At 66.3% G+C, this 23,639-nt stretch carries 20 protein-coding genes; 11 read left to right on the top strand and 9 right to left on the bottom strand.

Annotated features, from left to right (window positions below; genetic code table 11):
• Positions 1–167 precede the first annotated feature (167 nt).
• Positions 168–389 (top strand): 50S ribosomal protein L31, encoded by a 222-nt coding sequence (gene rpmE / locus ACZL02_RS02145; RefSeq protein WP_472933803.1) that lies wholly within the window; start codon positions 168–170, stop codon positions 387–389.
• Between the two features lie 216 nt (positions 390–605).
• On the opposite strand, the gene ACZL02_RS02150 is transcribed toward rpmE, so the two are convergent.
• The 6 genes from ACZL02_RS02150 to ACZL02_RS02175 all read right to left on the bottom strand — a co-directional run bounded on the left by ACZL02_RS02150 (position 606) and on the right by ACZL02_RS02175 (position 9,816).
• Positions 606–2,525, bottom strand: a complete 1,920-nt coding sequence (locus tag ACZL02_RS02150; RefSeq protein WP_472938546.1) for a polysaccharide biosynthesis protein — start codon at positions 2,523–2,525, stop codon at positions 606–608.
• 168 nt (positions 2,526–2,693) lie between these two features.
• Positions 2,694–4,514 (bottom strand): phosphogluconate dehydratase, encoded by a 1,821-nt coding sequence (gene edd, locus ACZL02_RS02155; protein WP_472938547.1) that lies wholly within the window; start codon positions 4,512–4,514, stop codon positions 2,694–2,696.
• A 5-nt stretch (positions 4,515–4,519) separates the two neighbouring features.
• Positions 4,520–5,230 carry a 6-phosphogluconolactonase gene (gene pgl / locus ACZL02_RS02160; RefSeq protein ID WP_472938548.1) on the bottom strand — a complete coding sequence of 237 codons (711 nt, stop codon included), beginning with the start codon at positions 5,228–5,230 and terminating at the stop codon, positions 4,520–4,522.
• 115 nt (positions 5,231–5,345) lie between these two features.
• Complete coding sequence (gene zwf / locus ACZL02_RS02165; RefSeq protein WP_472938549.1) at positions 5,346–6,824, bottom strand: glucose-6-phosphate dehydrogenase; 1,479 nt, start codon at positions 6,822–6,824, stop codon at positions 5,346–5,348.
• A 167-nt stretch (positions 6,825–6,991) separates the two neighbouring features.
• Positions 6,992–8,272 (bottom strand): NAD(P)/FAD-dependent oxidoreductase, encoded by a 1,281-nt coding sequence (locus tag ACZL02_RS02170; RefSeq protein ID WP_472938550.1) that lies wholly within the window; start codon positions 8,270–8,272, stop codon positions 6,992–6,994.
• Positions 8,272–9,816, bottom strand: coding sequence for a glutamine synthetase family protein (locus tag ACZL02_RS02175; RefSeq protein WP_472938551.1), 1,545 nt, complete (start codon positions 9,814–9,816; stop codon positions 8,272–8,274). Before ACZL02_RS02175 ends, ACZL02_RS02170 begins: the two co-directional genes overlap by 1 nt.
• Positions 9,817–9,966: 150 nt before the next feature.
• Here ACZL02_RS02175 and ACZL02_RS02180 point away from each other — a divergent pair, with 150 nt between their 5' ends.
• Positions 9,967–10,239, top strand: a complete 273-nt coding sequence (locus ACZL02_RS02180) for a BrnT family toxin (RefSeq protein ID WP_472938552.1) — start codon at positions 9,967–9,969, stop codon at positions 10,237–10,239.
• Positions 10,199–10,459, top strand: a complete 261-nt coding sequence (locus ACZL02_RS02185; RefSeq protein ID WP_472938553.1) for a BrnA antitoxin family protein — start codon at positions 10,199–10,201, stop codon at positions 10,457–10,459. The genes ACZL02_RS02180 and ACZL02_RS02185 overlap by 41 nt, the downstream gene beginning before the upstream one ends.
• A gap of 147 nt (positions 10,460–10,606) precedes the next feature.
• On the opposite strand, the gene ACZL02_RS02190 is transcribed toward ACZL02_RS02185, so the two are convergent.
• Together ACZL02_RS02190 and aceA are read right to left on the bottom strand one after the other, a co-directional pair.
• Positions 10,607–10,867 carry an SMc00767 family acetate metabolism repressor gene (locus ACZL02_RS02190; protein ID WP_472933795.1) on the bottom strand — a complete coding sequence of 87 codons (261 nt, stop codon included), beginning with the start codon at positions 10,865–10,867 and terminating at the stop codon, positions 10,607–10,609.
• A gap of 56 nt (positions 10,868–10,923) precedes the next feature.
• Entirely contained in the window at positions 10,924–12,228 is a 1,305-nt protein-coding gene (gene aceA, locus ACZL02_RS02195) for an isocitrate lyase (protein WP_472938554.1), read from the bottom strand.
• 210 nt (positions 12,229–12,438) lie between these two features.
• On the opposite strand from aceA, the gene ACZL02_RS02200 reads away from it, so the two are divergent.
• From ACZL02_RS02200 to ACZL02_RS02230, 7 genes are all read left to right on the top strand, one after another.
• The gene (locus tag ACZL02_RS02200; RefSeq protein ID WP_472938555.1) at positions 12,439–13,860 is read left to right on the top strand and encodes a helix-turn-helix domain-containing protein; all 1,422 of its coding nucleotides are present in this window, start codon (positions 12,439–12,441) and stop codon (positions 13,858–13,860) included.
• A 128-nt stretch (positions 13,861–13,988) separates the two neighbouring features.
• Entirely contained in the window at positions 13,989–14,780 is a 792-nt protein-coding gene (locus ACZL02_RS02205; RefSeq protein ID WP_472938556.1) for an aspartyl/asparaginyl beta-hydroxylase domain-containing protein, read from the top strand.
• 36 nt (positions 14,781–14,816) lie between these two features.
• Positions 14,817–15,326 (top strand): GNAT family N-acetyltransferase, encoded by a 510-nt coding sequence (locus tag ACZL02_RS02210; protein ID WP_472938557.1) that lies wholly within the window; start codon positions 14,817–14,819, stop codon positions 15,324–15,326.
• Between the two features lie 115 nt (positions 15,327–15,441).
• Complete coding sequence (locus tag ACZL02_RS02215) at positions 15,442–16,545, top strand: polyamine ABC transporter substrate-binding protein (RefSeq protein WP_472938558.1); 1,104 nt, start codon at positions 15,442–15,444, stop codon at positions 16,543–16,545.
• Between the two features lie 61 nt (positions 16,546–16,606).
• Positions 16,607–17,758, top strand: a complete 1,152-nt coding sequence (locus ACZL02_RS02220) for an ABC transporter ATP-binding protein (protein ID WP_472938559.1) — start codon at positions 16,607–16,609, stop codon at positions 17,756–17,758.
• Between the two features lie 11 nt (positions 17,759–17,769).
• Positions 17,770–18,687, top strand: coding sequence for an ABC transporter permease subunit (locus ACZL02_RS02225; protein ID WP_472938560.1), 918 nt, complete (start codon positions 17,770–17,772; stop codon positions 18,685–18,687).
• Positions 18,684–19,502, top strand: coding sequence for an ABC transporter permease (locus ACZL02_RS02230; protein ID WP_472938561.1), 819 nt, complete (start codon positions 18,684–18,686; stop codon positions 19,500–19,502). The genes ACZL02_RS02225 and ACZL02_RS02230 overlap by 4 nt, the downstream gene beginning before the upstream one ends.
• Positions 19,503–19,559: 57 nt before the next feature.
• Here the strand turns inward: ACZL02_RS02230 and ACZL02_RS02235 are convergent, their stop codons facing one another.
• Positions 19,560–21,425, bottom strand: coding sequence for an AsmA family protein (locus ACZL02_RS02235; protein WP_472938562.1), 1,866 nt, complete (start codon positions 21,423–21,425; stop codon positions 19,560–19,562).
• Between the two features lie 250 nt (positions 21,426–21,675).
• On the opposite strand from ACZL02_RS02235, the gene ACZL02_RS02240 reads away from it, so the two are divergent.
• On the top strand, positions 21,676–23,628 hold the full coding sequence (locus tag ACZL02_RS02240) for an acetoacetate--CoA ligase (protein WP_472938563.1): 1,953 nt from the start codon (positions 21,676–21,678) through the stop codon (positions 23,626–23,628).
• Positions 23,629–23,639: the final 11 nt, after the last annotated feature.

A 23,639-nucleotide genomic window follows, 5' to 3' on the forward strand; every position in this document is an offset into this window, starting at 1 on the left:
TGCGCTGCGATGCCGCAGCCCTTGTGCCACGTTGGCGGCTGATGTATAGGCTCACCCTCTAATTTGAAAGCGACCGCGCCATTTTGCCCCGCACATTCGAGCCTCCGGGAATTCCTCCGAAGGCCGAAAACCGGATGCCGAGGGCGGAAGCGCAACAGGGAAAACCGATGAGAGAGAAGATTCATCCGAACTACCACGCCATCACGATCGTGATGACCAATGGTACGGAATACCAGACCCGGTCGACCTGGGGCAAAGAGGGCGACAAGATGAACCTCGACATCGACCCGACCAGCCACCCGGCCTGGACCGGCGGCAACCAGCAGCTGATGGACCGCGGCGGCCGCGTTTCCCGGTTCAAGAAGCGGTTCGAAGGCCTCGGCCTCTAAGCTTCAAAAATATCAGACGACGGAAAAGCCTGGCGAAAGCCAGGCTTTTTTTGTGCGCGTGGGATTCGCGATCGTCGCGCTCCACGACGCATGGCGGAGTTGCTGAGCTGCAGCAAAGGCGGGGAGGGCGGCCTATCGAAGGGGCATGGTTAGGCGCCCCAGCCGTGACTCGAGCGTCTTGTCCCGGAGGGTCATCGCCTCTCGGCGACCGGCCACCTACGGATCGACCGTCGTCAGGCTCTTCATGGCCGCATGCTGCTCGACAAGCAGGTCGCGCTGCGGCTTCACGTATTCCGGCACGATGTGGCACAGGAGTTCGATGGCGCGCTGCGGCTGTCCCTGCGCCACCGCCTGCTGGATCGCATCGAGATTGCGCTTCAGCATCGCGGGATCGCTGACGCGCGTGTGCGCCACCAGGAGGCCCGGGCGGCCGGTCTTCTCGATCTTCTCGCCGTCGCTGAACAGCTCCTCGTAGAGCTTCTCGCCCTTCCTGAGGCCGATGTAGTCGATCTTGATGTCGACATGCGGCCTGAGGCCCGCGAGCTGGATGAGGCGCTCGGCAAGCTCGGTGATGCGAATCGGCTCGCCCATGTCGAGGACGAAGATCTGGCCCTGCGCGGTATGGGCCGACATGCCGTGGCCGGCGGCGTGCAGAATCAGCCGCGACGCCTCGGGGATGGTCATGAAATAGCGGGTGATGTTGGGGTGGGTCACCGTCAGCGGCCCGCCGCGCTGCAACTGCGCCTTGAACAGCGGGATGACCGAGCCGGTCGAGCCGAGCACGTTGCCGAAGCGGACGGTCATGAAGCGCGTGCCGGTCTGGGCGAGATCGAGCGCCTGGCAATAAGCCTCCGCCGCCCGCTTGGTCGCGCCCATGATGCTGGTCGGGCTGACGGCCTTGTCGGTCGACACCATCACCATGGCGCTGGCGCCGCAGGCGAGCGCGGCATTGGCGACGTTGCGGGTGCCGATGAGGTTGGTCTCGATGCCCTCTATCGGGTTTTCCTCGACGATCGGAACATGCTTCAGCGCGGCGGCGTGGAAGATGATCTCCGGCTCGAACTGGCTGAACAAGGCGCCGATCCGGTCGCTCTGCCGGACGTCGGCGATCCGCGCGAAAGTGCGCACGGAGGGGTATTCCTGCGCGATCTGGCGGTCGATCGAGTAGAGGTTGAACTCGTTGTTGTCGAGGAGGACGAGCCGGCTCGGCTGGAACTGCGCGATCTGGCGTACCAGTTCCGAGCCGATCGAGCCGCCGGCGCCGGTGACGACGACGCAGCGGTCGTTAATCAGCTTGGCGACCTCGCGGATGTCGAGCTTGACCTCCATCCGGCCGAGCAGATCCTCGAGCAGGATCGGCAGCGGCTCGATCGGGATGCTGTCGTCGATCTTGCCGGTGCGCGAAATGTCCGGAAGGCGCTTCACCGCGATCTTGAACGGGGCCGCCCGCTCAACGACGGCGGCGAGTTCGTTCGCCGAGGCGTCGGTGGCGGTTACGATGATCTGGGTGATCGGCCGCGCGGCAAGGGCCGCCCGCTGGATGATCGCCGGCAAGTCGCGCAGCGAGCCGAGGACGCTCGTGCCGTGCAGGCGGCGGCGCTGATTCTTCGGACGCTCGTCGACGATCCCGACGATGCGGGACTGCAGATGGCTGCGGCGCTCGTTGCGGATGAAAAGGTCCGCCTGATCGTTGAAGCCGAACAGCAGGAGGTTGTCGACGGTGGCCGGGAGCTTGGTTGGGTCGACGCGTAGCGAGGAGCCGCGCTCGCGGTAGAGGCGATAGGCAAGGCGCGGTCCGCCGAGGGCGACGACCATGACGAACCAGGTGATGACCATGGTCGAGCGCGGCAGATATTCGCCGCGGAACAACAGGAAGTTGCCGAGCAGGAACACCACGCAGACGATGCTGACGACCTTGACGATCGACAGGACGTCGAGCAGCGAGGCATAGCGCCAGGCCCCGCGGTTCAGCGAGAACAGCGGGAACATCGCGGCGCTGAGGCAGGTGAAGGCGGCGATCATCGCCCAGAGCTGCCACATCGTGAACAGCGGGGTCAGGCCCCAGGCAAGCCCCAGCGACAGCGTGATCGAGAAGCCCGCGGCGACGACGTCGTGCACCACGCCGAGGGAGCGCAAGGACCCGCGCGGGAGCTTTGAAAACCTCGCCATTAGCGTAGCGAACATAGACGAGGCCTCTCGCTTGCCTGCGCTCATTTTCCGCAGCATCGATCGGACCAAGCTATCATCGATGTTGCGAATGCGTAAAGGATACGGCGTCGGCCACGAAAACTCGTGGCCGGAGTGTCACGCGGCGAACACGCTCGCCCCTTCGTTGGCCGCACCCACCGCGCTCCGGAACGGTGCGAACAGTTCGCGCCCCATGCCGAAATCATTGCCCGAAAGGTCTGCCTCGGCCGTTTGGCGCGACGCCAGTTCCGCCGCCGGAACCAGGATTTCGAGCGTCCCCGCCTCGGCGTCGAGGCGAATGAGGTCGCCTTCGCAGATCTTGCCGATCATGCCGCCGGCCTTCGCCTCGGGCGTCACGTGGATCGCCGCTGGCACCTTGCCCGATGCGCCCGACATGCGGCCGTCGGTCACCAGCGCGACTTTCTGCCCGCGGTCGAGCAAGACGCCGAGCAAGGGCGTCAGGTTGTGCAGTTCTGGCATGCCGTTGGACTGCGGCCCCTGGAAGCGCATCACCGCGATGAAATCGCCGGTCAGCGTGCCGGCGTTGAAGGCGGCGAGGAGTTCGTGCTGATCGTGGAAGATTTTCGCTGGCGCCTCGACCGTTCGGCGCTCTGGCTTCACCGCGGAAACCTTGATGACCGCCTGGCCCATGTTCCCCTGCAGCATCTTCAGCCCGCCATTGCCGGAGAACGGCTTGTCACCGGTCGTCAGCACCTTCGGGTCGCCGCTCTCGGCCGGAGCGGGATGACGTGAGACGGCGCCGTCGGCACCAAGCCTCGCCTCGACCGTATAGGCCCTGAGGCCCGTGCCGAACGACGTGCGGACATCGTCGTGCAGCAGTCCGTGGTCCAGCAGTTCGCGGATCAGGAAGCCCATGCCGCCGGCGGCCTGGAAGTGGTTCACGTCGGCAAGGCCGTTCGGATAGACCCGCGCCAGGAGCGGAGTCACGTCGGAAAGGTCGGAGATGTCCTGCCAGGTCAGCTTGATGCCGGCGGCGGCGGCCATCGCCACGAGGTGCAGCGTGTGGTTGGTCGATCCGCCGGTGGCATGGAGGCCGACGACGCCGTTGACCACGGCCCGCTCGTCGACGACGAGGCCGGCCGGCGTGTACTCGTTGCCGAGGGCGGTGATCGCCAGCGCGCGGCGCGTCGCCTCGCGGGTCAGAGCATCCCGCAGCGGCGTACCGGGGTTGATGAAGGATGCGCCGGGCATGTGCAGGCCCATGATCTCCATCAGCATCTGGTTGGAGTTGGCCGTGCCGTAGAAGGTGCAGGTGCCCGGCCCGTGATAGGACTTCGACTCCGCCTCCAAGAGGGCGTCGCGCCCGACCTTGCCCTCGGCGTAGAGCTGCCGGATGCGGCTCTTCTCGTCGTTCGGCAAGCCGGTGGTCATCGGGCCGGCGGGGACGAAGATCGCGGGCAAATGGCCGAAAGTCAGGGCGGCGATGGTGAGGCCCGGCACGATCTTGTCGCAGACGCCGAGATAGACGACGGAATCGAACATGTCGTGGCTGAGGCCGACGGCCGCGGACATCGCGATGACGTCGCGCGAGAACAGGCTGAGCTCCATGCCGGCCTTGCCCTGGGTTACGCCGTCGCACATCGCGGGCACCCCGCCGGCGACCTGCGCCGTCGCGCCGACCTCGCGCGCCGTCTGGCGGATCATCTCGGGATAGTGCTCGAACGGCTGATGCGCCGACAGCATGTCGTTATAGGCGGTGATGATGCCGAGATTGGGCGTCTGGCTGTCCGACAGGCGCTGCTTGTCGGTCGGGCCGCAGGCGGCGAAGCCATGCGCAAGGTTGCCGCAGGAGAGCGTCGAGCGCTTCGGCCCCTCGGCGCCCTTCGCCGTGATGCGGCTGAGGTAGAGGTCGCGGCTGCGGTGCGATCGCTCGCGGATGCGGTCGGTGATCTCGTCGATGCGGCGGTCCACGGTCATGGCGCTCAAGCCTCGTCTTGGGGAAGGGGGGCCCAGAAGATTTGGAGCGGATGTTCGCGCGGTGCGCGCAGGACCGCGCGAATGGGAAGGTCCAGTTCGGAGCCGGCCTGCTGCGCGCTGGACAGGACGCGGGCCTTTTCCGTGCCCTCGATGTGCAAGGCGAGGAAGCGGGCCTCGACCAGCCGCGGCAAGGTCAAGGTGACGCGCGGCTCGCCGGCGCCCTCGGCCCGGATCACCGAGACCGCCCGCGGATTGTGCGGATCGAGCGCGGCAACGAGGTTGTCGCCGTTCGGAAAGAACGACGCGGTGTGGCCGTCCGCGCCCATGCCGAGCACCACCGCGTCGAGCGGCCGCGCGAGGCCGCCAATCCGCGACTGCAGCTCGGGCAGCACATCCTCCGGGGTTTCGGCTTCCTCGTAGAGCGGCTCGAAATGCGCTGCGGCCGCCGGGCCTTTCAGGAAATGCCGCTTCAGGAAGGCGGTGTTCGAACGCGAATGGGAGTCGGGTACCCAGCGTTCGTCGACCAGCGTCACCGTCACCGCTCTCCAGTCGAGTTCGGTCGCGGCGAGGGTTTCGAGGAACAGCAGCGGCGTCGATCCGCCGGAAACGGCAAGGCTTGCCGAGCCGCGGGTCGCGATACCCCCGGCGAGCACGGCGGCGACGCCCGTCGCCAGCGCTTCCGCCAGCATCTGGCGGGAAGGATATCTGTGAAGCACTTCGCGTCCTTTCAGATGGGCCCTGACGGTATCGACGAGTTCAGGCACTTACCGCCGTCGCGGCTGCGCGAGACGCCCGGCGTCGTGCCATGCCGGTGGCGGACCGGAGCGCCCGTCAGTCCGGCTCGTGCCAGGTCCGGCCATCCCGCTCGATCAGCGCGATCGAGGAGGACGGGCCCCAGGTTCCGGCGGTGTAGCCTTGCGGCTTCACCGACTTCTCTTCCCAGGCCTTCAGGATCGGATCGACCCATTCCCAGGCTGCCTCGACCTCGTCGCGCCGCATGAACAGCGTCTGGTTGCCGCGGATCACGTCCATCAGCAGGCGCTCGTACGCATCCGGATTTCGCGTATGGAACGACTCGGCAAAGCTCATGTCCAGCGGAACGTGGCGCAGGCGCATGCCCCCGGGACCCGGATCCTTGATCATCAGCCACTGCTTGACGCCCTCGTCGGGCTGCAGCCGCATGACGAGTTGGTTCTGCACCACGTTGCCGGCGCTGGAGTCGAAGATCGAATGCGGGATCGGGCGGAAGGTGACGACGATCTCCGACATCCGGTTCGACAGCCGCTTGCCGGTGCGGAGGTAGAACGGCACGCCGGCCCAGCGCCAGTTGCCGATCTCAACCTTCAGCGCGACGAAGGTCTCGGTGTCGCTCTCGCCGTTTGCCAGATCCTCGATATAGCCCTTCACGGCGGCACCACCGGAGGCGCCGGCCTTGTACTGGCCGCGCACCGTCCGCTGCTCCACATTGGCGGCGGTGATCGGGCGAAGGGCCCGCAGCACCTTCAGCTTCTCGTCGCGCAGCGCGTCGGCGTTCATCGCGGACGGCGGCTCGAGCGCGACGAGGCAGAGCAGCTGCAGGATATGGTTCTGCACCATGTCGCGCAGCGCGCCGGCCTTGTCGTAGTAGCTTGTGCGGCCCTCGAGGCCGACTTCCTCGGCGACCGTGATCTGCACGTGGTCGATGTAGCCAGACTTCCACACCGGCTCGTAGAGCATGTTGGCGAAGCGCAGCGCCATCAGGTTCTGCACCGTCTCCTTGCCGAGATAGTGATCGATGCGGAAGACCTGCTCCTCGCTGAAGTGCTGGCCGATGGTGTCGTTGAGGGCGCGCGCCGAATCGAGGTCGCGGCCGACCGGCTTCTCGACGACGAGGCGGGTGTTGGCGCTGGACAGGCCCTTCTCCGCAATGCGGCTGGCGAACTCGCCGAACAGCGCAGGACCGACGGCGAGGTAGAAGGCGCGGATCCGGCCGGGCTCGGCTTCGTCGAGCAACGCCTTCAGCTCTTCCCACCCCTTGTCCGAGCGCGCATCGACCTCGCGGTAATGCAGGCGCGAGACGAAGCGCTCGATCGCCTCCGGGTTCTGGTCTGCCGGCTTGACGTGGGCCGCGATGGCTGCGCGGGCGAAGGCCCGGTAGTCATCGTCGGAGATATAGGTCCGCGAGGCGCCGATGATGCGGGCCTGCGGGGGAAGCTGACCGTCATGGTCGCGGTGATACAGCGCCGGCAGCAGCTTGCGCTCGGCGAGATCGCCGTTGCCACCGAAAACGATGTAGTCGAACGCATCGACCGGAATGATCTGGCTGGTCATCGACGCCTTTCCTGGGCGCATGTTGCGCCGCATTGAACCCCCGTGGGAACGAGGTAGTCTAATCGATTGAAACTTTCCAGTGCCGCCCATGCATCATGCCAGGGGCACCTGTCTGCAAGCTTTCCGCGGAGGTAAGCGCATAACGTGTTCTCGTCATGACGCCCGGATCAGAAGCGATCACGCAGCGAGAACCAGGTCATGGCGAGAAACAGCAGCGGCTGGCGCAGCGCCGTCCCGCCGGGGAAGGCCGGGATATCGAGCGCCTCCAGCGCCGCCAGCCGATCCTCGTTGCCGGCGACGCGCTCGGCATAGAGCCGGCCGGTGAAGTTCGACAGCATTACGCCATGACCGGAAAACCCGCCGATCGCTGTGATGCCGGGTTCGACGGTGCGCACGAACGGCATGCGCGGCAGAGTGATGCCGACCGAGCCACCCCAGCTGTGGGTGATCTCCACATCCTTCAGGTGCGGATAGATCTCGGCGATCTGCCTGCGGATGTGCACCGAGATGTCGCTCGCGGCCGAGGTATAGGCCTCGCGGCCTCCGAACAGCAGGCGTCCGTCGCGCGACTTGCGGAAATAGCGGACGACGAACCGCGAATCGTCCACCGCCTCGTTGCCCGGCAGAACGCGATCGGGGTCTGCGAGCGGGGCGGTGGCGCCGATGAAGGAGCGGATCGGCATGATGTGCCGGGCCATTTCGCCGTTCAGTTTGCCGCCATGGGCATTGGTGGCGACGAGGGCCCGCTCCGCCCGGATCGTGCCGCGCGCCGTGGTGGCAAGGACCCCGCCGACGCCGGTCAGCGAGACCACCGGGGTTTCCTCGAACAGCAGGGCGCCGGCCCTGGCGGCAGCGCGCGCGGTTCCGACCAGCAGCTTCAGCGGATGGATGTGGCCGGTACCGGTATCGCGGATCCCGCCGAAATAGGCCGACGACCCCAGTCGCTCCGCCGTCTCGGTGCGATCCATGACGCTGATGTGCTCATAGCCGTAGCGCGTCGCCAGATCGTCGGCATAGGCGGCATAGTCTTTGACGAAACGCTGCCGGTGGGCGACCGACATCTGCCCGCGGGCGTAGTCGATATCGATCGCATGGGTTTCGGCGAAACCCAGAAGATGGGCCTTCGCCTCTTCCGCGAGGTCGAACAGCGCCTTGGTGCGCTCGAAGCCGTATTGCGGCTCGAGTTCCGAGGTCCATAGCCGCTGGCCGGTGTTCATCTGCCCGCCATTGCGGCCGGACGCGCCATCACCGAAGCGATGTGCCTCCAGCACGGCGACACGCACGCCGCGGGCGGCCAGATGCGTTGCCGCGGACAGGCCGGTGAAGCCGCCGCCGACGATGAGCACGTCGACGGTGAGGTTTTCCTCGAGCCGGGGATAGCGAGGGCGCTCTACCGAGTCCTCGTACCAGGAACGGCCGGGCGAGATCGGCGACTGATACGCCGCCATCAGACGCTCAAAAGAAGGAACTCGCGCTCCCACGGGCTGATGACCTGCATGAACGTCTCGAACTCACCGCGCTTGATGCCGGCATAGGTGCCGACGAACTCGCGCGAGAACACCTCGTGGAAGGCCGCTTCGCCCTCGAAAACCGCGACGGCCTCGAGCAGGCCGCGCGGCAGGGAGATTTCCCCATCCTCGTTCGCGGTCCGGTCGGTCGGCTGGCCCGGCTGCAACTCGCCGGCCATGCCGAGATAGCCGCAGGCGAGAGACGCGGCGAGCGCGAGATAGGGATTGGCGTCGGACGAGGGCAGGCGGTTCTCGACGCGCCGGGCCACGGCATCGGACGTCGGTACCCGGAAGGCGGTGGTGCGGTTGTCGTAGCCCCAGGCATTGTTGGTCGGGGCCGACATGCCGTAGGTCAGGCGGCGGTACGAGTTGACGTAGGGCGCCATCATGATCAGCGCCGCCGGCACGTAGCGCTGCATGCCGCCGATGAAGTTGTAGAACAGCTGTGAGGGCGTGCCGTCCTCCTGGCTGAAGATGTTGCGACCGGTGCGCTGGTCGATCACCGACTGGTGGATGTGCATCGCCGAGCCAGGCTGCCCCTGGATCGGCTTGGCCATGAAGGTCGCGTAGATGTCGTGTTTCAGCGCCGCCTCGCGGATGGTGCGCTTGAACATGAAGACCTGGTCGGCGAGCTCGATCGGCGCGCCGTGGCGGAGGTTGATCTCGAGCTGAGCGGCGCCGTCCTCGTGGATCAGCGTGTCGATCTCGAGGCCTTGCGCCTCGGAGAAATGGTAGATGTCGTCGATCAGCTCGTCGAACTCGTTGACGCCGCCGATGGAATAGGCCTGCCCGCTCTGGATCTGCCGGCCGGACCGGCCGATCGGCGGAGTCAGTGGGTAATCAGGGTCGACGTTCTTCGAGACAAGATAGAACTCGATCTCCGGCGCCACGATCGGTTGCCAGCCGCGGTTCTCATAGAGCGCCAGCACGCGTTTCAAGACGTTACGCGGAGTGTAGCCGACTGCGGCGCCGGCGGTGTCGACGAGATCGCAGATCACCTGCGCCGTCGGATCGCTCTCCCACGGCACCAGCGACAGCGTTGAGAGGTCCGGCACCAGCTTCAGGTCGCCGTCGTTCGGCGAGTAGCGGAACTCGCCGGTCTCCTCGGGGTACTCGCCGGAAATGGTGTGCATGAACAGCGCCGAGGGCAGCGCCAGCGAGGTATCGCCGGTGAACTTCTTGGCCGGCATCATCTTGCCGCGGGCGACGCCGGCGAGATCCGGCGTGATGCACTCGATGTCGTCGATGCCGCGCACCTTCAGCCACTCGACGGCCTCTTCCTTCGAGCCGACGCCGCGTTTGGAGTCGAGAAAGGCGGGACGCTCGCCCTCGGCCAGCTTGAAGCGACCGAGGTCGCGACGTGGGGCGGCCGGCACGGATGGCTGCGCGCTGCCGGTGTCGCTCGACCGGCGCTTCAGCTTGTCGCGCTTGATCTTCGGTCGTGTGCTCAGTTCAGGGCGCGTCGGCCTGGGGCGGTCTGCCATGCGATCTTTCTGCGGCTGCTCGAATGCCGGACAGCATAGACGCTCGGGGCGGGGCGGGGAAGGCGTGGCTGTTGGTCGGGCATCAATCCAAGTCTCTTATGCCGCCGCAATAGCGTTGCCGCTCTCTGGCAGCATCGCTAGCATGACGGAATGAGAGTAACCTTCGACCCTGCAAAGCGGGAAAGCGCTCTTCGCGAGCGCGGGCTCGATTTTGCGGACGCCGGACATGTGTTCGAAGGACGTGTTCTGACACTCGAAGACACGCGCAAGGACTATGGTGAGACGCGGTTCCAGACCTATGGCTCGTTCGGCGGCCGCGTCGTCATGGTGGTCTGGACCCCTCGCGACGATGCGCGTCACATCATTTCCATGAGGTATTGCCATGAACGCGAAGCCAACAGAGCCCGGCAGCGAATGGATTGATCCGGACGACGCGCCGGAGTGGACCGATGAGATGTTCGACCGGGCCGATCTCTATCACGGCGAGGTGCTGATCCGGCGCGGGCTCCCGCCTCAGGCGCAGCCCAAGCGGCAAGTGACGCTGCGGCTGAGTTCCGAGGTGATCGAGCACTTCAAGGCGGGCGGGCCCGGCTGGCAGACGCGCATCGACGAGACGCTGAAGCGGGCGATCGTGGCAAAATAGCCCAGGAACGGATGCGAACGCCGGCGAGGCCTTCACATCCGTTCTTCCTGCCACGTCGAAGGTCGCTGCCACCGCCGGCGCCGGTGCCGCCTGCGGAGAAAATCAGTCCGCCCAGCGGACGAACTTAGTCCGCCCGGCGGGACGCAATCAATCCGCCGTCTTGACGATCACCGGGATCAGAAGGTCGCCCCACTTGCCGTTGCCGGAATGGTGGCGGGCGGAGCGGACGAGTTCGACCGAGACGCCGGCTTCCACCGCCTTCATCACGGACTGGTTGAGGCGGTGAAGGTCGTTGGCCAGCATGCGGATGGCGCTCTGCTGGGCCTCGTCCATCGACGAGGACTGCTCCTCGGCGCGCTCCTTGACGCGGGTGCGGGGGCGGATATCGGCCTGGATGACGCTGCTCATGCTCTTTCTCCCAAAGGTGGATGCGGCTGTTCTGAAAGGTGTGGTCGGGCCGTGGCCTATTCGGCGGCGGCAAGGTGTGGCGTCTCCTCGCGGAACTGCGCATGCTCGGTGGAGCCGGACATCGCGGTCGTCGAGGAGGTGCCGCCGGAGATCGCCATCGACACGGCATCGAAATAGCCGGTGCCGACCTCCCGCTGGTGCTTGGTGGCGGTGTAGCCGTCGGCCTCCGCGGCGAACTCCGCCTGCTGCAGTTCGGAATAGGCCGACATCTGACGGTCCCTGTAGCCGCGGGCGAGCGCGAACATGCCGAAGTTCAGCTGGTGGAAACCGGCGAGCGTGATGAACTGGAACTTGTACCCCATCGCGCCGAGCTCTCGCTGGAACTTGGCGATCGTCGCGTCGTCGAGGTGCTTCTTCCAGTTGAACGACGGCGAGCAGTTGTAGGCGAGCATCTGCTCCGGGTGCTCGCGCTTGACCGCTTCGGCAAAGCGCCGGGCCTGATCGAGGTCTGGCTTCGACGTCTCGCACCAGATGAGATCGGCATAGGGCGCGTAGGCGATGGCCCGGGCGATGCAGGGCTCGAGACCGTTGCGGATGTGGAAGAAGCCCTCCGCCGTGCGCCCCGCCGCGTGGTCGACGAACGGCTGGTCGCGCTCGTCGATGTCGGAGGTCAGGAGCTTCGCCGCTTCCGCGTCGGTGCGGGCGATGACCAGCGAGGGCACGCCCATCACGTCGGCGGCAAGCCGCGCCGCGGTGAGGTTGCGGATATGGGCCTGGGTCGGGATCAGCACCTTACCGCCGAGATGGCCGCATTTCTTCTCCGAGGCCAGCTGGTCCTCGTAGTGCACGCCGGCCGCACCCGCCTCGATGAAGGCCTTCATGATCTCGAAGGCGTTGAGCGGGCCACCGAAGCCGGCCTCGGCGTCGGCGACGATCGGCGCGAACCAGGTGTCGACCGAGTGATGGCCCTCCGCCTGTTCGATCTGGTCGGCCCGCTGCAGGGTGCGGTTGATGCGGCGGCAGAGTTCGGGAGCGGCATTGGCGGGATAGAGCGACTGGTCCGGATACATCGCGCCGGCGGTATTGGCGTCGGCGGCAACCTGCCAGCCCGAGAGGTAGATCGCCTTCAGACCCGCGCGGACCTGCTGCATCGCCTGGTTGCCGGTCATCGCGCCCAGCGAATTGACGTAATCCTCCGAGTGCAGCAGCTGCCAGAGGCGGTTGGCGCCGTTCTCGGCCAGCGTATGGCGGATCTGGACGGAGCCGCGCAGCCGCTTCACCACATCCGCCGAATAGGGGCGGGTGACATGGTCGAAACGTCCTTCAGGGGCGCTGGGGACAAGGCTGTCAAATTCGGTCATGGCCAATCCTCACAATCAACGTGATCCGACGGTGTCGGACAGAAAGGGTGTAACAGATCGCGTTCGGCCGACCTAGAAAACACATGCTGGCATGGGGCTGGAAACGTGTCAGCCTGTACTCGCTTTGACAATCGCCGTCTGTCACGTTGTAAATGCTGTCAACGGATGGTGGCCGCTTTGGTCCGACAAGCCTGTCACAGCGGAGGCATCATGGCCGAGAACAAGATCTTCGCCGGGCCGCGGATCCGGCGGATGCGCAACGGCCTCTCGCTGACGCAGACGGCGATGGCCGAGCGGCTCGGCATCTCTCCGTCCTATCTCAACCTGATCGAGCGCGATCAGCGGCCGCTCACCGTGCAACTGCTGCTGAAACTCTCCGAGGTGTTCGCGGTCGATCTCAGCGATCTCCAGGGGGGCGAGCGGGCCGGGCTGATGGCGGACCTGCGCGAGGTCTTCGCCGACCCGCTGCTGGCCGGCGAACTGCCGGGACCGCAGGAGCTCGTCGAGATCGCCGAGGCGGCGCCGAATGCCGCCGCCGGCATCGCCAAGCTCTACCGCGCCTACAAGGAGCAACTCGGCCGCCTGACCGATCTCTCCGATCTCCTCGCCCGCGACGGTTTGCAGCCGGGCCTTTCCGGCGCGCGGCTGCCGATCGACGAGGTGCAGGATGTGTTCGAGACCCGGCCGAACCACATGGCCGCCCTCGAGACCGCCGCCGAGGCGTTTCACCGCCAGCTTGCCCCCGGCGACGACCTGATGGCGGCGCTGAAGGCCTGGCTGCGCGCCGAGCATGACATCTCGGTGCGCATCCTGCCGGTGCAGACCATGCCCAACTGGCGCCGCCGCTTCGACCGCCACTCGCGCCGGCTCTTCCTGTCGGAGCGTCTCGTCTCCGCCGACCGGCTGCGGGAAGTGGCGATGGAGGCGGTGCTGCTCGCGCTGGGTCCGGTTATCGCGGCAGAGAATGCGAGTTTCGGGTTCTCCAGCGCCGAGGCGATGCGGCTCGGGCGCTACGAACTCGTCCGCTATGCCGCCCTGGCGCTGATGATGCCGTATGCCGCTTTCCAGGCGGAGGCGGAGCGCTCGGGCTACGACATCGACGTTCTGCGCGGCCGCTTCCAGGCGTCGTTCGATCAGGTGGCGAGCCGGCTGACCACGTTGCAGCGCCAGAGCGCGCCCGGCATCCCGTTCTTCATGCTGGAGGTCGACCATGCCGGCAACCGCTTCCGCCGGGCCGGGGCACGGGGCTTTCCGGTGCAACGCTTCGGCGGCGGCTGCCCGAAGCTTGGCCTGCATGCCGCCTTCTCCCAGCCGGGGCAGATCCTGGTCGAAACCGTCGAGATGCCGGACGGGGCCAGCTTCCTCACCATCTCGCGCACGGTCGAGGGGCTGGTCGCCGGTTTTCTCGAGCGGCCCCGCCGCACGGCGATCCTTCTCGGCTGCGATATCGCCCATGCCAAGGACACGATCTACGGCCGGTCGCTCGGCGGGGAGCGGTCGCCGGTGAAGATCGGGCCGACCTGCCGGCTGTGCGAGCGGCAGGCCTGTCTCTCCCGCGCCGAACCGCCGCTGACACGTCCACTCGGGCTCGATGAGATGGTGACGGGCCTCAGCGCATTCGATTTTCAGTAGCGGCCTGCTATGTACCGCCATCGACAGGGGCGCGCCGCCATTTCAGCATTATTTCGTGATGCTGCAGACGACACGCGCAAGGTCCGCCAAAACCGCGCGGATCTCACACAGCGCAGAAGGTAGACAGCATGGATCAACGCGTGCAGCAGAAGGCGAAGACCGAGGGCATCGAGGACACGATGTCCGGCAACGGATTTGTCGCAAAGGCCGTCCAGAAGCTGGTCGACGGTGCCGAGAAGCTCAATCTCAAGCATTCGGCCGTCGGCAACCCCGCGGTCTATCCGACGGACGATTTTCCGTGGGCGCGCGAGGTCGAGGCGGAGTGGCATCTGATAAGGGCCGAGCTCGACAGGATCCTGGTGCGCAAGGGAGACCTCCCGGCGTTCCACGAGATCTCCTCGGAGGTCCGGTCGATCTCGTCCGACCAGAACTGGAAGACCTTCTTCCTCTGCGGCTACGGCATCAAGTCGCCCGAGGCGATCGCCCAGTGCCCGGAAACCTGGCGCATCCTTCAGAAGATCCCCGGCATGAAGTCGGCGATGTTCTCGATCTTCGAGCCCGGCAAGCACCTGCCGCCGCACCGCGGGCCGTATAACGGCGTGCTGCGCTTCCACCTCGGCCTCGTCGTGCCGGACCAGCCGGACAAGATCGGCATCCGCATCGACAAGGAGGTCTGCCACTGGAAGGAAGGCGAGGCGCTGATCTTCGACGACGCCTACGAGCACGAGGCCTGGAACCACTCCGACTCGGTCCGGGTCGTGCTCTTCGTCGATTTCGAGAAGCCGCTGACATTCCCCGCCAACCTCACCAACAAGGCGGTCCTGAACCTTGCCGTGTTCACGCCCTTCATCCGCGAGGGCTACAAGGCTCAGAAGGCCTGGGAAAAGCTGTTCTACGGCGAAGGTCAGAAGCACCGCTGACGGGGGGCGCAGATGACAGCCTTCTCGTGGGAGAGGATGCTCCCCGCACACCTGGCCAGCGTCAAGGCGCTGGCCGACCGGGTGCATCCCGGGCTCCCCGAGCGGATCGAGGTCTATGCGGACCGTCTGGCAGCCTACCCCGCCGGCAGCCGCGTGCTGGTCGGGGCGGGGGTCGTCTCAGGCTATGCCGTGTCGCATCCGGCGAGGCTCTTCGAGCCCCCGCCGCTGGATCATCTCCTTGGGACGATCGGGCCGGACGCCGACAGCTATTACATCCATGACGTCGTGGTAGCGCCCGAACTGCGCGGGCAGGGACATGCCCGGCTCGGCGTCGAGGCCCTGCTGGCCGACGTGCCCTATCCGGTGACGGCTTTGGTGTCGGTCTACGGGACGATGCCGTTCTGGGCCGGCTTCGGCTTTACCGACGAAACCGCCGCGCTGCCGAAGGGAAAGCTCGCGCCCTACGGCGCCGACGCGCGCTACATGCTGCGCCGCCGCATGCCGGCCGGGGATATCGGCGCGTGTCATGCCGTTGTTCTGCAATAGCACTAGGCACGTGGCAGTCGATGCTGAATAGTGAGGCTTGTCGCCATTCCGGCCAGCGCCGAGACGTCCGTCCGCCTTCTCGTCCCACCTTAAAACATCTATGCTCCCAGCGAGGTTGTCCCTTATGAAACAGCGTCTTGCCACGGTCGGCGCCCTTGCGCTCGTGCTCGTCTCGGCTTTCTCTGCCGCCGCGCAGGAAAAGGTCGTCCGGGTCTACAACTGGTCCGACTACATCGACGATTCGATCCTCAAGGATTTCACGGCCGAGACCGGCATCCAGGTCGTCTACGACGTCTTCGACTCCAACGAGATCCTCGAGACCAAGCTGCTCGCGGGCGGCACCGGCTACGACGTCGTCGTTCCCTCGGCGGAATATCTCGGCCGGCAGATCCAGGCGGGCGTGTTCCAGAAGCTCGACAAGTCGAAGCTGCCGAACCTCACCAACATGTGGGACGTGATCACCAAGCAGACCGCGACTTATGATCCCGATAATGCCTATTCCGTGAACTACATGTGGGGCACTACCGGCATCGGCTACAACAAGAAGAAGGTCGAGGAGCTACTGCCGAACGCGCCAGTGGATTCGTGGTCTCTGGTGTTCGATCCGAAGAATGCGGAAGTCCTGTCGAAGTGCGGCATCGACATGCTGGATTCGGGCGCCGAAATGATGACGGCGGCGCTTAACTATCTCGGCCTCAGCCCCGATACGCACGAGCAGGCAGACATCGACAAGGCGAAGGACCTGCTCCTTTCCGTTCGTCCCTACGTGCGCAAGTTCCATTCGTCCGAATACGTCAACGGCCTCGCCAATGGCGACATCTGCGTCGCCGTCGGCTTCTCCGGCGATGTCTTCCAGGCGCGCGATCGCGCCAAGGAAGCGGGGCAGGGCGTCGAGATCGGCTATTCCATCCCGAAGGAGGGCGCCCTCCTGTTCTTCGACCAGCTGGCGATCCCGTCGGATGCGCCGGACCTCGACAACGCCCATGCCTTCATCAACTTCATGATGAAGCCCGAGGTTATCGCGAAGGCCACCAACTTCGTCGTCTATGCCAACGGCAACCTGGCGTCGCAGAAGCTGATCGAGCCGGCGATCCTCGCCGACAAGGCGGTCTACCCGGACGAGGCGACGCTCGCCAAGCTGTTCACCAAAAAGCCCTATGACGCCAAGATCCAGCGTCTAATCACCCGCGCCTTCACCACGGTGAAGACCGGTCAGTAGCAGTCCCGCCCGGTCGCCATCGGCGGCCGGGCCCTTTCCAGTCTGGCGCGGGCACCTCAGCATGGCAGTGACGACGAAGTCCCTCGGAAACATCCGCCGCAGCTTCGAGCCGTGGAACGACCCCTCGCAGAAGCCGCTGATCGAGGTGGAGGGGGTGACGAAGCGCTTCGGCACCTTCACCGCGGTCGACGACCTCACCATCGGCATCCATCGCCGCGAATTCTTTGCGCTGCTGGGTCCCTCGGGCTGCGGCAAGTCGACGCTGCTGCGGATGCTGGCGGGCTTCGAGGCGCCGACCTCGGGTGATATCCGGCTGGAAGGCGAGAGCCTCGTCGGCGTGCCGCCGCACAAGCGGCCGGTGAACATGATGTTCCAGTCTTACGCGCTCTTCCCGCACATGACGGTCGAGAAGAACATCGCCTTCGGCCTGAAGCAGGACGGCATGGCGATGTCCGAGATCGACGCGCGGGTCGCCGAGATGCTGAAGCTCGTCAAGCTCGAGCCCTTCGCCAAGCGCAAGCCGCAGCAGCTGTCCGGTGGCCAGCAGCAGCGCGTCGCGCTCGCCCGTTCGCTGGCCAAGCGCCCGAAGGTGCTGCTGCTCGACGAGCCGCTCGGCGCGCTCGACAAGAAGCTGCGCGAGGAGACCCAGTTCGAGCTGATGGACCTGCAGCAGGAACTCGGCCTCACCTTCATCGTCGTCACGCACGACCAGGAGGAGGCGATGGTGATGGCCGATCGCATCGCGCTGATGCGCGAGGGCAAGATCGCCCAGGTCGCGACGCCGGCGATCATCTACGAGGCACCGAGCAATCGATACGTCGCCGACTTCATCGGCAATGTTAATCTCCTCGAAGGCCGCATCGAGAGCCGTCGCGATGGAAGGCTGCGGCTTGCCGCCGCCGGCACCATCGTCGAGACCGAGACCGCGGTCGACCTCAAGCCCGGCGACACCGCGTTCTTCGCGATCCGCCCGGAGAAGGTGAAGATCGGGCGCCAGGCCCCGGCCGACCCCTCGGTCAACGCGCTGAAGGGCGAAGTGTGGGACATCGCCTATCTCGGCGACGTGACGCTGTTCAACGTCAAGCTGCCGACCGGCGAGATCGTCCGCGCCACCACGATTAACGCCGCCCGCGGCATCGAACAGCCGCTGGCGTGGGACGACGAGGTCTGGGTGACCTTCGCCGCCGATGCCGGCATCGTCCTGACGCAGTAGGGGCGAACGCCATGGCCGCCGATTACACCCCCTCGCAGCACGTCAGCCGGCTCTACCGCTCGGTGGTGATCGGCGTGCCCTATCTCTGGCTCGCGGTCTTCTTCCTGCTGCCGTTCCTGATCGTCGTGAAGATCTCGCTGTCCGAGACCGCGATCGCCCAGCCGCCGTACCTGCCGGTCTTCGTCCTGGACTCGTTTTCGAGCTTCATGGATGCCGTCCGGCAGTTGGACTTCGGCAGCTATGGCTGGATCTGGGACGATCCGCTTTACCTCAACTCCTACCTGTCGAGCCTTCGCATCGCCGCCATCTCGACGGCGCTGGCGCTGCTGATCGGCTACCCCTTCGCCTACGGCATGGCCAAGGCGCCGAACGGCATCCGGCCGATCCTCGTGATGCTGACCATCCTGCCGTTCTGGACGAGCTTTCTGATCCGCGTCTACGCCTGGATCGGTATCCTCAAGAACGAGGGCCTGCTGAACCAGTTTCTGCTGTGGACCGGGGTGATCTCGGCGCCGCTGCAGATCATGAACACCGAACTCGCGATCCATATCGGCATCGTCTACTCCTACCTGCCGTTCATGGTGCTGCCGATCTACGCAGCCCTCGAGCGCATGGACGGGCGGCTGATCGAGGCCGCCAACGATCTCGGCTGCCCGCCGGTGAAGGCGTTCTGGGCGATCACCTTCCCGCTGTCGCTGCCGGGCGTTCTGGCAGGCGTCTTCCTCGTCTTCATCCCCGCCGTCGGCGAGTTCGTCATTCCCGATCTGCTCGGCGGTTCGTCGACGCTGATGATCGGCAAGACGTTGTGGGACGAGTTCTTCAACAACCGCGACTGGCCGGTCTCCTCCGCGGTCGCGGTGATCCTCCTTCTCCTGCTGGTGATTCCGATCATGATCTTCCAGCGCATGCAGGCGAGGACCGCGTCGTGAAGAACAACTGGTCCGCGTTCAATATCTTCTGCCTCGTCGTCGGCTTCGCCTTCCTCTACGTGCCGATCGCGCTGCTCGTCCTCTACTCCTTCAACGCCTCGCGGCTGGTGACGGTCTGGGGCGGCTTCTCGACCCACTGGTACGGCACGCTGTTCCAGAACCGCCAGATGCTCGACGCCGCCTGGGTAACCATCCGCGTCGCGCTGCTGTCGGCGACGGTCGCGACCATTCTCGGGACGCTCGCGGCCATGGCGCTGGTGCGCTTTGCCCGTTTCCGGGGACGGCTGCTGTTCTCCGGTCTCGTCTATGCGCCGCTGGTGATGCCCGAGGTGATCACAGGGCTGTCGCTGCTGCTGCTCTTCGTCGCCATCGGCTTCGACCGTGGTTTCTGGACGCTGACCATCGCCCACGTGACCTTCACCATGTGCTTCGTCGCCGTCGTCGTGCAGTCCCGGCTCGTCGCCATCGACCGGAGCCTCGAAGAAGCCGCGCAGGATCTCGGCTGCCCGCCGGGCAAGACCTTCTTCGTCATCACCTTGCCGGTGATCTGGACGGCGGTCGCCGCCGGCTGGATGCTTGCCTTCACCCTGTCGCTCGACGACCTCGTGATCTCGAGCTTTGCCACCGGTCCGGGCGCGACCACGCTGCCGATGCGGATCTACAGCCAGGTCCGTCTCGGCGTGACCCCGGAAATCAACGCCATCTGTACCATCCTGATCGGGCTGGTCTCGGTCGGCGTCATCATCTCCGGCATCCTCACCAAGCGCGATCTCGTCCGGCGCGAACGGGACGAGCGTCTAGCGGCCGGCGGCTGATCGCGCCGCTGCAACGGTGGGCTCTGACTCGGGGCGGCCGGCTCAGGTTGGCCAGTTTCAGATCGGGCGGCTCGGGAAGCTGTCGGAGACCACGGGGCTCGGCCAGATCCCTTCCGCGCGGAAACGCGGCGGCGCCAGCGCTGGCGCCGCCGTCCCCGAGATCGCCGCCGGGTCTACGCTGCCCGACAGGTCGATACGGCCCGTCGCGGCTGACAGCGATCCCGACGCTGACAGGAGCCCAAAGCTGCCGGTCAGGTTGATCTCGCTGAGATCGACCAGCGGTCCGTTCGACTGGAGACGGGCCCGCAGGCTCTGGAAGGGCAGCGCGCCATCGGCCAAGGCAAGGGTCAGCGGACTGACCGCCTTGCCGGTCAGCATCTGCGGGTCGAAGCCGCCGATGCTGCCGTTGCGGGTGGCGATCGACAGCGTCATCCGGCTGCGCCGGACAAGGTCCGCCCAGCTGCCGAGCGGCAGGCTGTAATCGGCTTGAACATCCGACGCACCGGTCACCAGTAGCCCCTTGATGCCGAGGGCATCGGACAGCCGGGCAGTGTCGACGCCGCTGAAGCCCGCCACCCCTGTGGCCACCGCGGGGCGCAACGTGCTGTCGACCGTCATCCGCGCCTGCGCCTGGCCGCCGAGGATCGCGATGTCGCCGACGTCGAGCGTCGCCACGCCGTCCTTGAACTTTACCGTTGCAGCCAGGTCGGAGAAGCTGAGGTCGCCGATGGCGCCGTCGCTGGCCGAGACCCTGAGGTCGAGATCCAGTCCCTCGACGAAGTCGACGGGGATCCGTCGCTGCATGTCGAGCGGCGTCTGCGGCAGCGGGGCGACGGCCTCGGTGAACCCGGTGAGGTCGAGCCGGTCGAAAGCCAGCGTTCCGCCGATGAACGGGCGCTTGCCTTCCAGCAGCGTCATCTCGAGGGCGCCGAGACCGTCGAACCCGCCGACCGACACCTTGGCATCGCGCAGGCTCAACCGCTCGTCGCTGCCTTGGAGGGTCGCGACCAGCGACAGCGGGCCAATGTCCGGCTGGAGGGTGCCGGCATCGCCGAGCCAGCGGATCGACCGCGTCAGCGAGGGTGTCGACAGAGCCAGCTTGCCACTGAAGCTGCCGGCCCCTGCAATTGAGGCCTCGCCATCGAAGCTGGCGGTCAAGGGCGGCGAAGCGAGGGTGAAATCGAGAGTGCTGGCGGCGCCGGCGAGGAAGTCGACGGGAGATGCGATCTTCAGCCCGATCTCGGTAGGCTGCCCGTTCCAGACATAGGAGCCGGACATCCGGGCGGAAGAGGCCTTCGACGGCCAGGCGACGACGATGTTGGCATTGCTGATGCCGAGCGAACCCGGGCCCGGCGCCATCCGGAAGACGCCGTCACGGATCTCGAGGGTGCGCAGTTCGCCGAAGCGCGAGAGGAACGCGCCGATATACCGCGACAGCGGCTGCAGGGCCGGATCGGCGGGGTCCTTTCTGCTGGAGGGCTCTGCCGCGATCGTCGTCTCGCTCTGCCCGATGAAGCCGGCGGTCGACAGCAGTTCCGGCCGAACCAGCGTCAGGCGCTCGATGCGGGTACGCCCCCGGAGCGCTTCCCAGAGATCGAGATCGGCGACGATGCCGTCGATCTCCATCACCGCATCTGCGTCACCGGTGCGCGGTCCGACCTTGATCCTGTCGAGGACGATCTGCGTGCGCGGCAGGAGGGTGAAGCTGGCCGATCCGGCGACGAACACGGGAAGGCCGGTCAGCCGTGACAGCTGCGCCTCGATTTCGCTGCGCGCCGTCGCGGGTTTCAGCGCGAGCGTCGAATAGGCGAGGAGCCCGGCCAGCACCGCCGCCGCCAGAACGGCGACCGAAACGACCACGCCCGACCAGCGGCGCAAGGTGCGTCGTTCGGAGCGGCGGGATGGGGCGGCGCGTCCTGTCATGGTTCCTCGTGGTCACGTCGATGGCCCAGGGGCATGGACGCTGAAATTGTCCGGGCGGGACCGTCGCCTACCCGCCGCGAATCGCAAATCCTGGCAGAGCCAAGGCTTGATCCAGCCGGAGTTCTAACGGGAGTCCATGCTGGTGGCAAAGTCATGGCCAGGCGAGCGCTGCGGCGGTCCGCGAGACCGGATTTGCGTGCCGCCCTGCGTCATGGCACGAGCGATGGGTGGGATGACGGGAGGCAGCGACATGACCGGTAGAATTCTGTGGGCGCCGTCTGCCGATCGACAGGCAGCCCAGCCGCTGACCCGCTTCGCCGACAAGGCCGCGCCGCACATCGGCGGTGCCTATGCCGGTTATCCTGCGCTGCATGCCTGGTCGATCGACGAGCCCGAGGCATTCTGGTCCGGCGTCTGGGACTTCTGCGGCGTGATCGGGGACCGCGGCGGCACGGCTTTCGCCGAAGGCCCCGACATGCTTTCGACGCGGTTTTTCCCCGAGGCGCGGCTCAACTTCGCCGAGAACCTTCTTGGCGCCGCCGCCGATGGCGAGGCGATCGTGTTCCGGGGCGAGGACAAGGTCGAGACACGGCTGTCGCATGCCGAGCTCCGCGCGCTCGTCTCGCGTCTGGCGCAGGCTATGCGCGCCGAGGGCGTCGCGGTCGGTGACCGGGTGGCGGCGATGATGCCGAACATGGCTGAGACAGTGGCGCTGATGCTGGCCACGGCTTCGCTCGGCGCGGTCTGGTCGTCCTGCTCCCCGGATTTCGGCGAGCGCGGCGTGCTCGACCGTTTCGGCCAGATCGAGCCGGTGCTGTTCATCGCCTGCGACGGCTATTTCTACGCCGGCAAGACGATCCGAACCGGCGAGAAGGTTGCAGCGATCGCCGCCGCCCTGCGTCCGCGCAAGACCATCCTCGTGCCGTACATCGGCGAGGCCGATACCGTCGCCGCCGCCATGCCGGACGCGGTAACCTTGGCCGCCTTCACGCAGGCCTTCGCGTCGGCGCCGCTCGTCTATGAGCGGCTGCCCTTCGCCCATCCGCTCTACATCCTGTTCTCGTCGGGAACGACGGGCGTGCCGAAATGCATCGTCCACTCGGCCGGCGGTACGCTGATCCAGCACCTCAAGGAACATGTGCTGCATGCGGGCGCCAAGCTGGGCGACCGGATCTTCTACTTCACCACCTGCGGGTGGATGATGTGGAACTGGCTGGTCTCGTCGCTCGCCGTCGGCGCGACGCTGCTGCTCTACGACGGCTCGCCCTTCCATCCCAACGGCAACGCGCTGTTCGACTTTGCGGCCGCCGAGCGGGCGAGCTTCTTCGGGACGTCGGCAAAGTTCATCGACGCGGTGCGCAAGGAAGGGCTTCGGCCGATCGAGACCCACGACCTTTCGAGCGTCGAGGTCATCGCCTCGACCGGTTCACCGCTTTCCCCCGAAAGCTTCGAGTTCGTCTACGCCGGCATCAAGTCGGACGTGCAACTCGCCTCGATCTCCGGCGGGACCGACATCGTGTCGTGTTTCGTGCTTGGGGTGCCGTGGCTGCCGGTGCGCGAGGGGGAGATCCAGGGCGCCGGCCTCGGCATGGCCGTCGACGTGTGGAGCGATGAGGGTCTGCCGTTGCGGGGAGAGAAGGGCGACCTCGTCTGCACGAGAGCCTTCCCGGCCATGCCCGTCGGCTTCTGGAACGATCCGTCCGGCGAGCGATATCGCGCGGCTTATTTCGAGCGCTTCCCGGGCGTCTGGTGCCACGGTGATTTTGCCGAATGGACGGCGAGCGGCGGTATCGTCATCCACGGGCGCTCGGATGCGACGCTGAACCCGCAAGGCGTCCGGATTGGGACGGCTGAGATCTACAACATCGTCGAACACCTGGAGGAGGTCGCCGAAGCCATCTGCATCGGCCAGGACTTTGACGGCGATGTTCGGGTGGTTCTGTTCGTGCGCCTGCGGCCAGGGGCAGTGCTGGACGAGGCACTGGAGCGAAAGATCCGCAGCGCTGTGCGCGAGGGAGCTTCGCCCCGTCATGTGCCGGCACGGATCCTCGAGGTCGCCGACATCCCGCGCACCAAGTCCGGCAAGATCGTCGAACTGGCGGTGCGCGAGGTCGTTCACGGCCGCGCGGTCAGGAACCAGGAAGCACTGGCCAATCCGGAGGCGCTGGCCCTGTTTGCGGAGCGGCCCGAGCTGCTGGTCTAGGAGGAGCCTAT

The organism is Mesocryomonas fontinalis (genome assembly GCF_055730125.2).

What these genes read in the sequence shown, in the direction of transcription:
- rpmE (WP_472933803.1), top strand. Translation starts at nt 168, where the DNA reads ATGAGAGAGAAGATTCATCCGAACTACCACGCCATCACGATCGTGATG.
- edd (WP_472938547.1), bottom strand. Translation starts at nt 4,514, where the DNA reads ATGACCGTGGACCGCCGCATCGACGAGATCACCGACCGCATCCGCGAG.
- zwf (WP_472938549.1), bottom strand. Translation starts at nt 6,824, where the DNA reads ATGACCAGCCAGATCATTCCGGTCGATGCGTTCGACTACATCGTTTTC.
- ACZL02_RS02170 (WP_472938550.1), bottom strand. Translation starts at nt 8,272, where the DNA reads ATGGCGGCGTATCAGTCGCCGATCTCGCCCGGCCGTTCCTGGTACGAG.
- ACZL02_RS02175 (WP_472938551.1), bottom strand. Translation starts at nt 9,816, where the DNA reads ATGGCAGACCGCCCCAGGCCGACGCGCCCTGAACTGAGCACACGACCG.
- ACZL02_RS02180 (WP_472938552.1), top strand. Translation starts at nt 9,967, where the DNA reads ATGAGAGTAACCTTCGACCCTGCAAAGCGGGAAAGCGCTCTTCGCGAG.
- ACZL02_RS02185 (WP_472938553.1), top strand. Translation starts at nt 10,199, where the DNA reads ATGAACGCGAAGCCAACAGAGCCCGGCAGCGAATGGATTGATCCGGAC.
- ACZL02_RS02190 (WP_472933795.1), bottom strand. Translation starts at nt 10,867, where the DNA reads ATGAGCAGCGTCATCCAGGCCGATATCCGCCCCCGCACCCGCGTCAAG.
- aceA (WP_472938554.1), bottom strand. Translation starts at nt 12,228, where the DNA reads ATGACCGAATTTGACAGCCTTGTCCCCAGCGCCCCTGAAGGACGTTTC.
- ACZL02_RS02200 (WP_472938555.1), top strand. Translation starts at nt 12,439, where the DNA reads ATGGCCGAGAACAAGATCTTCGCCGGGCCGCGGATCCGGCGGATGCGC.
- ACZL02_RS02205 (WP_472938556.1), top strand. Translation starts at nt 13,989, where the DNA reads ATGGATCAACGCGTGCAGCAGAAGGCGAAGACCGAGGGCATCGAGGAC.
- ACZL02_RS02210 (WP_472938557.1), top strand. Translation starts at nt 14,817, where the DNA reads ATGCTCCCCGCACACCTGGCCAGCGTCAAGGCGCTGGCCGACCGGGTG.
- ACZL02_RS02220 (WP_472938559.1), top strand. Translation starts at nt 16,607, where the DNA reads ATGGCAGTGACGACGAAGTCCCTCGGAAACATCCGCCGCAGCTTCGAG.
- ACZL02_RS02225 (WP_472938560.1), top strand. Translation starts at nt 17,770, where the DNA reads ATGGCCGCCGATTACACCCCCTCGCAGCACGTCAGCCGGCTCTACCGC.
- ACZL02_RS02235 (WP_472938562.1), bottom strand. Translation starts at nt 21,425, where the DNA reads ATGACAGGACGCGCCGCCCCATCCCGCCGCTCCGAACGACGCACCTTG.
- ACZL02_RS02240 (WP_472938563.1), top strand. Translation starts at nt 21,676, where the DNA reads ATGACCGGTAGAATTCTGTGGGCGCCGTCTGCCGATCGACAGGCAGCC.